Here is an 11559-nt window from a genome sequence, read left to right on the forward strand (position 1 = left end):
TTAAGGGTTACGCTATTGAACCCTTTATGCAATCGATATTCAGCCAGGGAGATAATAAAATAAATTCATTGTTAAGTAAGTTCGTTGTCTCATTGCAATTAATCCTTAATGGTGAATTGCTCATTCTCATGAAAACCACATTACCAAACTCCCTGTATAACTTCCTGGAGAATGTCCTTGTGGCTATTATGAACGATACACCGTAGATCCTACCGATCCTCACATTATTTATTAACGTACTTAGCAAGTCACTACTGCCCATGAGACCCTCGGCGTTATCGACCACAATAATCACCTTACCATTCCTTAAGCCCATAAGCCACCTAATAATATCTTCCACCAGGACAACCTCGTAAACATTTAATAAATATTCGGGTAGTTCATGTATGTCGAATATCACGAGCTTATTCCGTAATAACCTCATGGGGCTGTATATGGATATATCAATGTTTTCACCACCAACATTAATTACTGCATCGAAATAACCTGAGTTTCTTAGTAAGTATGTGAGGTCCATTGCCTTATTAATGGATGATTTATTAAGTAAATTGAGTAGCTCTGGGTTCCTTAGCGCATTCATGAAATTCTGCGCCGTGTTTAGTGACTTATCGTTCTCCATCATTAATGTCGTGACTATATACTTAACCTCAGGATCTAGATAGTTAATGGCTCTCTCAATAAACCACCTAAATCTAATTGATGATGGAAATACGCTTATCGATCCAAATTCCCGCTTAGGGAAATAAACATTGAATTCAACACCATCATCCTTAGAAAGGCTCATCTTTACCTTAACCTTACTCCGAAATCCAAGGGCTCTCAACTTGTCAATTACGTACCTTCTTAACTCATCAATATTGATTGACCGACCAAGCCTCATTAGGTCGAGAGGCAATAATAATGAGACGTTAAGACCCCTCTCTACAAGGTATTTTGTGTACTCGCCCGTTCTATCGATTATCACTATGTTCCTATAATCGCTAATCGCATACAACTCCTTAATGATTCCCTTAGTTAGGAGTGATTTACCACACCCTGGCTGTCCAATTATGAGCATACCCTTATCCAATGCCTTACTATCTATTGCCACCGGGACACTAAAGCCGTTAATCATGGCTTTACCTATTGGTAGATTGCCCCTCAAACCGAAGAAGTCGCGAATAGTTTCATCATTTGGGTATAATAATAAGCTACCGCTCGCCGGTATTATGAGGAGTGATGAGTATCTATACGTGCCATTATTACCCGTTCTTGTAATTACGAAATCCCCGAAAACCTTCACATAGGTTGAGTCTAAACCTCCAATTGATGGTGGTGGGTTAGGTATATTCTCTATCTTACTGACCTTTAGCATCACCTCGCTATTTGTTGTAGAGTCTATCACCAACACGTAGGAACCAATGAATAATCTACTAATTATATCATTGTAACTAAGTCTCGAGCCTACAGTCAAAATCAACCTATTGCCTTCATTAACACTACGTTCAACAATACCCAATACATCACCCAGCCTATTAATGCCTGCCTCATTAATCACGCTGTTAATATCGCGTCTCTGCATTCAGGAATCAATAAAGAGGTAGCTTATAAGAATTCGTGAAAAACACTTTGTAAACTTCACGAGAAACTTTAGTGAAACTAAAAGAAATTTTGATCACTGAATATACTCCCTAATGGCTAACGATAACCTCCTTATACCCTCAAAGATCTGCTGCGGTGTTGGGTATGTGAAATTAAGCCTCATGTCGTTACGCCTCTCCTCATTGGGGTAGAAGGACTTACCTGGCACATAGGCCACACCATACTTCCTAATCGCCACATTAAGCATTTCGCCCGTATCAATGTTTTCGGGTGCCGTTAACCAAATAAACATGCCAGCCGACGGTTTTGTCCAACTAACACTATCTGGCATGTACTCGCCTAGGGCTTGGAGCATGAGATCCCTCTTGGTTCTATATATCTCCTTAATCCTAGGTATATTTCTCTCTATGACACCTCTCTTGAGCAGTTCGGCGGCTATGTACTGGTTGAGGGTTGACGTGTGTAGGTCTATGGATTGCTTAGCCAACTCAAACCACCTAATAACCTCCCTACTCGCGGCAACCCAACCAAGCCTCAGACCTGGCGCGGCAATCTTACTGAATGTGGATAGATAAATCACCCTACCCTCACTATCCATTGCCTTAAGCCTATCAGGGGATTCGCCGTCACCGAAGTATATGTACCCATACGGGTCATCCTCGATAATCAACACATCGTACCTACTCGCGACCTCGAGAAGAGCCTTCCTCCTCTCCCTACTCATTGTAATCCCTGTCGGATTTTGACCCGTGGGTATTACATAGACGAACTTAACCTTACCATCATCGCTGATTTTCTTAAGCGTCTCTTCGAGAATATCAACTTTCAAGCCCTCTTCATCCATAGGTATACCAATTATTCTTGGTCCGTATATCCTGAAGGCCTGTAATGCGGCTAAGTATGTGGGGCTCTCTGTAATTACGTAATCGCCAGGGTTTATGAATAACCTACCAATGATGTCGAGGGCCTCTTGACTACCTACGGTAATTATCACGCTCTCAGGACCATCAACCTTAATGCCCACTTTACCCATAAACTTGATCAATTCTTCTTTCAATTCCGCAACACCACCCGTGGCTCCATACTGAAGCGCCTTATCTGCTCTGGCTAGCAAAACATCCCTGGTAATCTCCATAATATCCTTGATCGGGAAGGATGATGGATCAGGCATACCCCCTCCGAATGAAATCACATTTTCCGTAACCCACTTAAGGAGCTCCCTAATCTCTGACGCCTTCATCAATCTAGTCCTTTCGGACAGGAATTGGTTGAGATCCATAACAATCCGTGATGCTGTGGGCAGAGGGATTTATATTGCTTTCCCTAGAATAAAAATAAGTATATTGAATAAATACTTATTTTTAGAAAACGGGCTTATTAAAACAACCTTTCAATCTCATCAATATAATTAACAACATCCTTTGCAAAGTACGTTATTATTAAATCTGCTCCAGCCCTCCTAATCGCAATCAATGATTCAAGAACAGCCTTCCTCTCATCGAGCCAGCCATTCATTATCGCAGCCTTTAACATGGCATACTCACCAGAGACCTGGTAAGCCGCCAAGGGAACCTCCGGAAAGCTCTGCTTAACGAGCCTTATCACATCTAAGTAGAGGGTTGCTGGCTTCACCATGACTATGTCGGCGCCTTCACCAATGTCCATGGCAACCTCCTTAAGAGCCTCGTACGCATTCCTAGGATCCATCTGGTAACTACGCCTATCACCAAACTTAGGAGCACTACTGGCAGCCTCCCTGAAGGGACCGAAGAACGAACTTGCATACTTAGCGCTATATGCCATTATCGCAACATTACTGAACCCAGCCCTATCCAACGCCTCCCTAATTGCCCTAACCTGCCCATCCATCATACCAGACGGCGCCACAACATCAACACCAGCCTCCGCATAGGTCACGGCAATCTTCGCGTAAAGCCCTATTGTTGTGTCGTTGTCAACAATATAACCACCATTTGGTAATTTCTTAACCACACCGCAGTGTCCATGATCCGTATACTCGCATAGGCATACATCAGCCATCACCACTAATTTGTCCTCGAAGGAATCCTTAAGGAACCTTATTGTCCTCTGAATTATACCATGCTCATCATAGGCAGAACTACCCCACTCATCCTTATGCTCAGGTATTCCAAAGAGTATCACAGACTTTACGCCAGAATTCACTAGTTGATCCACGAAGTTAATTAACTTATCATTAAGGGGCCACCTATATTGACCTGGCATCGACTTTATGGGCTCGGGCTCATTCAAATTCTCCTTAATGAAAAGGGGCATAATGAGATCGCTAGGCTTAAGCGTTGTCTCAGCCACTAGATCCCTAATGAGCCAACTAGACCTAAGCCTTCTAGGTCTAATTACTGGATACGTAAATAACAAACTCCCTAATCTGATGACTTCCGACTCAACCACGCCTAACTGGGTTTCTAGGAACTTAATAAACTGTGTCCCCCCATTCAATGGGAAGTATTAATGAGGTAACACCAAGCCCTATCATGAATAAACCCAATATGCCAAGGGCAATCCTACCAGCCATAGCAACCGTACCCCAATCTCTAACACTACGTACAATACCCTTATACACTGCGATGACAATTACGGACTGGGCAATCAATGAACCAATACCGAACGCTAAACCTACCAAAAACGATAAGCCTGGCGATATTAGGGGGATTAGGGCTATCGTGAGTATAAGCACTATAAAGAAATCGCCACCGAATGCCGCCGCCAAACCATGTATCCAAATCACCTTATAATCAGCCGTCTTTACTTCCTCGGTGTGTTCATGGTTTCCAAAGACTAGGTATGCGGCTACTCCAATCATTGTTAGGCCGACAATGATATCTACATAGGGATCGAGAAGCGATGTATCTAGTAATCCCATTAATTGACCGGCTAAGGCGCTCATTAGCGTCCAAACGAGGGTCAACGCGCCCGCAAAGACAGCAACTGCTGTAATAACACCGCGTGTATTTCTTTGCATTAATCCGTAAGAGATTGTAATGGACCACGTGTGCTCATCAGGTTTCAAACCGTGGATTATGCCGATTATGAATACTGCGAGAATCCAATAAGGGCCCATTGACTTAACAATGAACCTAGCCACGGGTTTAAGCACCTGGGGCATAGACATTACTGCCATCATTACGGCTATTGCAATTACTAATCCAAGAATCCACACCCTTCGGTCTCGTGCTTTCATATCATTAGGGTAACCCTAATGTAACTTATAAACCCTTTGCTATAATGATTTCTAATAAGTAAATGATAATTACTTTTTAAACTATTGAATAATCCTAACTTAAGACTACTAAATGAGTAGGGATCACGGTGAAGTAATAAAAATAATAATCATGGGAATACCAAATAGCGGAAAATCAACTATCATAAGCAAGCTTAGCGGTGCATTTATGCGAACCGCAAACTACCCGGGAACAACGGTTGCCATTAACGAGGTCAATTACAGAATTGGTAATACCAAGTTAATAATGCTCGACTTACCTGGTACGTATAGCCTTAGGCCTAATATGGTTGATGAGGAGGTTGCAGCTAAGGAAGCACTTTTGGGTAACTATGATGGTGTATTAGTGGTGGGCTCAGCCCTGAGCCCTGAGCAGACGCTTTACTTACTAATACAGGTGCTTGAGCTTGGGAGACCGACAATACTCGTGCTGAATATGATGGATCTTGCAAAGAAGATGGGTATTCATTATAGGGTTGATTATATGGTTAAGGTATTGGGTGTACCGGTAATAGAAACCATAGCCGTAAGTGGTACTGGATTAGGGAGATTAAGAGAGCATATTGTTAAGATTCGGGAGTTGAAATCTGGTAATGCTAAAATTGTTGATTACGGTAAGTTGGAGAGATACATAAGTTCCATAGTTAATGCCCTGGGCGTCTCACGTGGTATGGCTATCGAGATTCTTGCGGGTAATCCATTACTAAGCAATGCCGTTAGTATGAATGAGAAACTGAGAAACATTATTAATGAAGCACATAGAGAAGTACCGAATATCCGTGAATACGTGACCTCTATTAGATGGGCGACGGTGAAAAGACTTGTTACAGAGTTTGTCGTAAGAACAACCAGGCAATACGCACTCAGTGGGTTAGACAGGGTATTTCTAAATCCAAGGTATGGGTTTCCATTATCAATACTCCTACTCTTTACGGTAGCTGAGGTAATATTCCTAGCTCTGGAACCGTTGATCGATTTAGTTTCGAGTCTTATTGACGCAGTACCAATGGAACAAATCGTGGGAGGCTACGTATTTAATGAATTACTAAAGTCGCTCTTAATTGACGGTGTTTGGAACGGCGCAGCCGTACTCGTGAAGTTCATACCCTATGTATTCGGTGTCGCGTTCCTGATAGCGTTTATAGAGGATTCAGGCTTGATAGTTAGGGTAACATTCCCAATAGAAAAGTGGTTGAGAAGGGTTGGGATACCATCAAGAGGTTTGATATATTTAATAGCTGGTTCGGGGTGCAACGTACCTGCCATAGCGGCTACACGGGCTATACCTGGCACCAGGGATAGGTTGCTTACTGCGTTAATGATACCGTACATACCGTGCACTGCTAGGTTCGTAATAATAGCCCTAATAGCAGCCGCAGTGATGCCCCAATTAATGGGTGTGATCGTCATCATACCGTATGTGGTGGCATTTATAGGCATAACCATAGTGTCTAGACTAACCAGAGTTAGGGTGCGTTTTGTAGGCGGCACTGTACCTTATGTATACGAGTTACCCCCATTAATCATACCACTGCACAAAGCCTTCATTAAGAAGGTGTGGTACTACACCTACGACTTCGTAATAAGGGCTGGTTTGTTAATATTTGTCTTCATAATAGTAATGTGGTTACTATCAATAAGTGGACCAGAGGGATTAATAGGACCCTCGGCATTAATAAACCCTGACTTATTAAGGGATACGTGGTTAGGAATTGTGGGTAATGCCATGGCACCATTATTAAAACCCATTGGAATACCATGGCAAATATCAGCCTCCCTAGTCTACGGTTATGTGTTTAAGGAGGTTGTGCTAAGCACGTTAGCCCTACTATACGGCGTCAGTGAACACGGTCTTACAAACGCGATTGCCGCCTCATTATCAATACCATCAGCCCTAGCCCTGATGGTCTTTGTGACATTCTACTCACCCTGCATAGCCACATTAATAATGGAGAGGAGGATTGTGGGGCTTAAATTAACGATCATTAATACGGTCCTTCAATTCGTATTGGCACTAGTCATGGCATACTTCACATATTACCTAACATCAATCCTCTTAACACTGAGGTGGTGAAGGTGGGGGAGGAAATACCAATAAATAGGGTGCCTAATAATTCGGTTGTTAAGATTACTAAGGTGAGCACGGAAAGACTTAGGGATTTGGGGATAATGGAGGGCTCCGTTGTAAAGGTCTTGGTGGCAACGCCCTGCGGGCCTGTGATTATTCAACGTGAGGATGGGGCAATCGTAGTTCTCGATACGGAGGCAGCATCAAGTACCTTGGTTTTCACGCTGGCAGTACAGCAAGTAGGTGGGTATAGACATAGGTATAGGTGGGGTTGGAGGATTATACGTTGGTTCTCTTTTTTCTTCATGGCTATATAGATGAAGCACTTAATAACATGTGTATTTAGCATAAACCATGCCACTTGACCCCATGGTAAGGAGGATTCTTGAGGAATTGAATAAAGCCATACCACAAATAACGAAAATACCACTTGATGAGTATAGGCGATTGTTTAGGGCGTTCTTTGCTAACCAACCGAAGAGACCTGTGTACAAGGTCTTTGACATAACAATACCTGGCACAGAGACCAGGATACCGGCTAGGGTGTACGTACCGAGGGATGGTAAAGGCCTTGGAATTCTCGTATACATGCACGGAGGCGGTTTCGTTCTTGGTGATGTGGAAACTTACGACCCACTGTGTAGGGAGCTGGCCAATGCCTGTGATTGTATTGTAGTCTCTGTAGATTACAGATTAGCACCTGAGAATAAATTCCCAGCCGCCGTTATAGACTCATTCGACGCCACTAAATGGGTTCTCGAGCACGCAGGAGAACTTAGCGGTGACCCTGAAAAGGTGGCAGTGGGTGGTGATAGTGCTGGTGGTAATTTGGCTGCGGTTGTGGCAATAATGGCTAGGGATCAGGGCTTAAGACCAGGGCTTAAGTACCAAGTTCTCATAAACCCATTCCTAGGCGTTGATTTGGCATCATATTCGATAAGGGAGTATGCGACGGGTTTCTTCCTTGAGAGGGATGCAATGGAATTCTTCAATAAGGCATACCTGAGTAAACCATCTGACGCCTTCGATTGGAGGTACTCCCCAATCCTTAAGAACGACCTAGAGAACCTACCGCCAGCCCTAATAATAACCTCCGAGTACGACCCACTCAGGGACTCGGCTGAAACTTATGCAGTAAAACTTGCCGAGTCCGGTGTGCCGGCAGTAGTTGTTAGATTTAATGGCGTAACCCACGGATTCTACGGATTCCCAATACCACACGCTAAGGTGGCAATAGGGCTCGTAGGATCAACACTAAGGCAAGCATTCTATGAGAGGTATTAGGGCATGAAGCAAAGCTTAAAAGACCCGTTAAAAACAATATATCGGGCCCGTAGCTCAGCAAGGTCCAGAGCGGCGGGCTCCAGAGCCGTATGGCGAAGCTACCCGTAGGTCGTGGGTTCAAATCCCACCGGGCCCACCATGAATCTTGTTCTATGTTTCCCGGGTTTGGATTTGGAAAATTTTTTAACCCCCGTGGGTGTGGGTTTGTGGGGCTGCTCGGGCGAGGACATCTAAGCCGTGATTGCGCTTAATGTCTGGACCTCCGTACTCATATTCCGTTGTTTCGTAAAGCTTTTCGAACTCATCATCATCTATCCTACCCTCGTAATACGCTAAAAACAGTTCGGCCCTTAACCTCCTGAGTGGGTGGTGGATGTACTTAACAACACGCCTAAGCAACCTAACGGCGTCCTCGCCGCTGAACACTAAAGTATTAGCTGCTTCATCTGAATAAATGTCTCCGGTGATGCCGAACCTCTCGGCGACCACCCTCTTTAGCACGTCGAGGATTACCTTCTTCGGGCAAGCCTTACAAGCCGTAATTACTATAACAGCATGATAGTCACTCTTAGACTTGCGCTGTATTGACCCATCTCCATCTATCAGTCCCGCTATGAACATTGCCAGCCCTTCATCACTGAGGTTGTTGAGTATTTTCTCGAGCTCATCGGCGCTTAGCTCGGTGGGCCACGGCCACTCATCAATGCCTAGGTATACGCAGAATGACAAATCAATTGACCTAGTCACATGTCTCGTCCATGGTATTGCTCTTCCCCACTCAATTTCCAGGCTGGGTGTCTTAACTACGCTCAGAAGTATCGGGAAGAATACTGCGTCTATGGTGTTCGTTGTCCTTAATTTCAACTCGATGTATTTTTCGCGCCTTCTCACCGCTAGGTCGCTGACCCTCAGCCCAAACCAGTACGGTCTTTTTAGGCTCCTCAGCCCCTCGAGCCCGATCAGCCATATACAAGGCTCTATCCCGTGTCTCCTGAACTCATTGACGTCGATGCCTATGAAACGCATCAACTCCTCACACATCCCAGTCTCGTCCCAGCCGAGCACATCCCTCAGTAGGTCCTCGACGTCTTCAACGATGTTGTTCCTCGCCATTTTACTCTTCCCATCGATGCTGCACCTAGCGAGCCATTTGTTCAGCTTTTTCGTATTCATGTCTAACGCCTTCCTGATCCAGCCTCTCAATACATCAAGACTCTTAAGCATCCTTAGCAACTCGCACCTACACTCATTATCGCTTACTAACCACAGATCATGAACCACATCCTTAACCTTGTCCGCAACCTCCTTACTAACCAACCTACCATCGTGGCATTGGCTTCGAACTAACTCCTCAATTAGTCTCATTGCACATTGTTTATCGTTGTTCTCTAGGCACCTCATTGCTTGGTTTACCAACTCCATGCAAATCTCGAACCTCCCCGCCCCACCGGCCGTGGGTTTGCGGGGCCATGCCTTGTCACCTCAGGTGTTTTTCAACGATTTTAATCGCCTCATCTATTGACTCGGCACTTTTTATTTCTCTTATTATTGGCTTCCTTAGGTCGATTGTGATTGTGATTCTATGGTTGCTTCTTGACAACTCAAACCCCAGCATTGATAGTATGCCGTAAATCCTCGACATCGAATAGGGCTCTAAGTAACCACTGACGCCACCGCGCTGTCGAAGACCCAACAACCTACTAATCCTCCTACCATCCAAACGAACCACAGAACCTCTGTAACTCCTAACCACATAAAGAAGCAACTCAGCAACAAGGCGCAAAACAACATCACAATCAACAACACGATAAACAACATTACCCCACCTATCCAACCTAGCATCTAAACCACCAGGTATATTAACCACAGAGCCATCATACAACACTAACCTCCTAGCATTGGAGGCATCTGAGGCATTGGAGCCATTAGGCGTTTCATCCCTCCCCTCGGACCCTAGCGGGGCGAGGCTAAGCCTCCCCCGCTCTGCTTTCAATCCGCCCTGGGTCCCAGCCACGGGGTCCGAGCGTGGCGAAACCCAGGGCTTCATAGAGACCCTATCTCGTGACCTGGTCTCCATACTGGGTCACTTGGTGGGAGGAATTCGTGGTTGGGGTTACCCAACCACGGGGATCGGGGGTCACAGTCACAGAGGCACCCCTCCCCGAGGCACCCCTCCTCCCCCGACCCCAAACCACCACCCAACCCAGATGAGGAAAAACAGGACGAGAATTGGGTTGAGGTGATTGGCGGGTCGAGAGAAGAGAGGCACCCCAAGGAAGGGCGCCCCTCCCACCAAGTGACCCAGGCCCCGCCCCGGACCCCTAGGCGGGGCAAGTCCTCTTTCGCCTTAGTGCCTTATAACGCTTTCGTCCCCATTCCTCCCTAGCCACTTGTTCAGCAACCCCTAGGGATGACTTTCTCTTTTCCCACTTATTGAATCATTTATTAAACATTTGTTTAATTCCTTGTTTCGTTGATTAGGCATTTGTTCTCCGTGGTATTTCAATCACTTGTTGGTTCTTGTTTCCTCATCTCTAGGGTTTGCTTGCTATTGTTTGTTTACTCGATTGAGGTGGTAAACACTTGTTTGGATTATTGCCTCGTTTTGTTGTTTGGGTGGCTGGGCTTTGCCCCGTCCCTGGGGTCCCCGCCCTTCCCCCGCCGACTCCCTACCCTTCCTGTCTTCCAACCCCACATCGGTTCGGGTGGTCGGCGGCCCGCTCGGTTGGGCTTGGTCTTCCAACACCCCATTGCCCAATCGGGCGGGTTCACCCCCACCAAGACTGGCCCTTGGTCTTCCAACGCCCCAACGGGCCAGCCCGGTGGGACCTCCCTTCGACGGGACCCACTGGGTTATTTCTCACCCCTTCTTACTCCCCCCTCTCCACATGCAATTTCTCGGCGAGCTCCCCCTAAACCCAGTGAGCCCCTCTGTCTGGGGCGGCCCACCGATTAGGTGGGGAGGGTTGAGGAAGGGAGGGAGGACCCAGGGAGGGGCTTTGATTTCGAGGGCCCTAAGCGGCTTAGGCGTTTTGGTTTTGAGGGGCTTTGTTTTTGAGCGTTTGAGTAGGTGTTTGTTTCGAGGGCTTAGGTGTTTTGAGGAGCTTGGGTGATTTTGGGTAGTTGGGTGGTTTGGGTATCTAGGTTGGTTGGGTGGTTGAGGTGTTCGGTTGGCTTCGGCCATTTCGACATCAAGCAAGTCATAGCACTTATGCCTCCTTAGGTCATAACCTATTGTGGGTAGTAGTGATACCACTTCACGGCAAAGCCCGCTCTCCATGCATTTTTGGAGCACATATTGCCACAGCCTGCAGTCCGAGCCGCTGTACGTAAGCAGCCATGCTATTACGTAGTTTCCCCAACCCAC

Annotated in this window: 11 protein-coding genes and 1 tRNA gene; 5 read left to right on the top strand and 7 right to left on the bottom strand. The window is 45.8% G+C overall.

Annotation, left to right across the window (positions count from 1 at the left end; translation table 11 throughout):
• Positions 1–7: 7 nt before the first annotated feature.
• From B7L70_RS04520 to B7L70_RS04535, 4 genes are all read right to left on the bottom strand, one after another.
• Positions 8–1561: a helicase HerA domain-containing protein gene (locus tag B7L70_RS04520; RefSeq protein ID WP_081226701.1), complete on the bottom strand. Its 1554-nt coding sequence runs from the start codon at positions 1559–1561 to the stop codon at positions 8–10.
• Positions 1562–1654: 93 nt separating this feature from the next.
• Entirely contained in the window at positions 1655–2821 is a 1167-nt protein-coding gene (locus B7L70_RS04525) for a PLP-dependent aminotransferase family protein (protein ID WP_081226711.1), read from the bottom strand.
• Between the two features lie 137 nt (positions 2822–2958).
• Positions 2959–4011: a porphobilinogen synthase gene (hemB, locus tag B7L70_RS04530; protein ID WP_081226702.1), complete on the bottom strand. Its 1053-nt coding sequence runs from the start codon at positions 4009–4011 to the stop codon at positions 2959–2961.
• Positions 4012–4033: 22 nt separating this feature from the next.
• Positions 4034–4801, bottom strand: coding sequence for a hypothetical protein (locus B7L70_RS04535; protein WP_081226703.1), 768 nt, complete (start codon positions 4799–4801; stop codon positions 4034–4036).
• Positions 4802–4913: 112 nt separating this feature from the next.
• On the opposite strand from B7L70_RS04535, the gene feoB reads away from it, so the two are divergent.
• The 4 genes from feoB to B7L70_RS04555 all read left to right on the top strand — a co-directional run bounded on the left by feoB (position 4914) and on the right by B7L70_RS04555 (position 8331).
• Positions 4914–6914, top strand: a complete 2001-nt coding sequence (feoB, locus tag B7L70_RS04540; RefSeq protein WP_081226704.1) for a ferrous iron transport protein B — start codon at positions 4914–4916, stop codon at positions 6912–6914.
• Entirely contained in the window at positions 6911–7225 is a 315-nt protein-coding gene (locus B7L70_RS04545; protein ID WP_081226712.1) for a FeoA domain-containing protein, read from the top strand. Before feoB ends, B7L70_RS04545 begins: the two co-directional genes overlap by 4 nt.
• A gap of 37 nt (positions 7226–7262) precedes the next feature.
• The gene (locus B7L70_RS04550; RefSeq protein WP_081226705.1) at positions 7263–8192 is read left to right on the top strand and encodes an alpha/beta hydrolase; all 930 of its coding nucleotides are present in this window, start codon (positions 7263–7265) and stop codon (positions 8190–8192) included.
• A 43-nt stretch (positions 8193–8235) separates the two neighbouring features.
• Positions 8236–8331 (top strand) — tRNA-Trp (locus B7L70_RS04555).
• Between the two features lie 44 nt (positions 8332–8375).
• Here B7L70_RS04555 and B7L70_RS04560 read toward each other — a convergent pair.
• The 3 genes from B7L70_RS04560 to B7L70_RS13260 are packed head-to-tail and all read right to left on the bottom strand — an operon-like array spanning position 8376 to position 10387.
• A complete protein-coding gene (locus B7L70_RS04560; protein WP_081226706.1) occupies positions 8376–9614 on the bottom strand; it encodes an LAGLIDADG family homing endonuclease in 1239 nt (412 codons plus the stop codon).
• A 55-nt stretch (positions 9615–9669) separates the two neighbouring features.
• Positions 9670–10269: a hypothetical protein gene (locus tag B7L70_RS04565; RefSeq protein ID WP_143701534.1), complete on the bottom strand. Its 600-nt coding sequence runs from the start codon at positions 10267–10269 to the stop codon at positions 9670–9672.
• Positions 10247–10387: a hypothetical protein gene (locus B7L70_RS13260; RefSeq protein ID WP_162009095.1), complete on the bottom strand. Its 141-nt coding sequence runs from the start codon at positions 10385–10387 to the stop codon at positions 10247–10249. The genes B7L70_RS04565 and B7L70_RS13260 overlap by 23 nt, the downstream gene beginning before the upstream one ends.
• Before the next feature lie 771 nt (positions 10388–11158).
• Here B7L70_RS13260 and B7L70_RS13265 point away from each other — a divergent pair.
• Positions 11159–11305 (top strand): hypothetical protein, encoded by a 147-nt coding sequence (locus B7L70_RS13265; protein ID WP_162009096.1) that lies wholly within the window; start codon positions 11159–11161, stop codon positions 11303–11305.
• The last annotated feature ends 254 nt before the right edge of the window (positions 11306–11559 follow it).

This window comes from Vulcanisaeta sp. EB80 (assembly GCF_002078205.2).

Excerpts from the sequence above, each read along its gene's own strand:
- B7L70_RS04550 (WP_081226705.1), top strand. The coding sequence starts at position 7,263 with ATGCCACTTGACCCCATGGTAAGGAGGATTCTTGAGGAATTGAATAAA.
- B7L70_RS04520 (WP_081226701.1), bottom strand. The coding sequence starts at position 1,561 with ATGCAGAGACGCGATATTAACAGCGTGATTAATGAGGCAGGCATTAAT.
- B7L70_RS04560 (WP_081226706.1), bottom strand. The coding sequence starts at position 9,614 with ATGGAGTTGGTAAACCAAGCAATGAGGTGCCTAGAGAACAACGATAAA.
- B7L70_RS04565 (WP_143701534.1), bottom strand. The coding sequence starts at position 10,269 with ATGGAGACCAGGTCACGAGATAGGGTCTCTATGAAGCCCTGGGTTTCG.
- feoB (WP_081226704.1), top strand. The coding sequence starts at position 4,914 with ATGAGTAGGGATCACGGTGAAGTAATAAAAATAATAATCATGGGAATA.
- B7L70_RS04535 (WP_081226703.1), bottom strand. The coding sequence starts at position 4,801 with ATGAAAGCACGAGACCGAAGGGTGTGGATTCTTGGATTAGTAATTGCA.
- B7L70_RS04525 (WP_081226711.1), bottom strand. The coding sequence starts at position 2,821 with ATGAAGGCGTCAGAGATTAGGGAGCTCCTTAAGTGGGTTACGGAAAAT.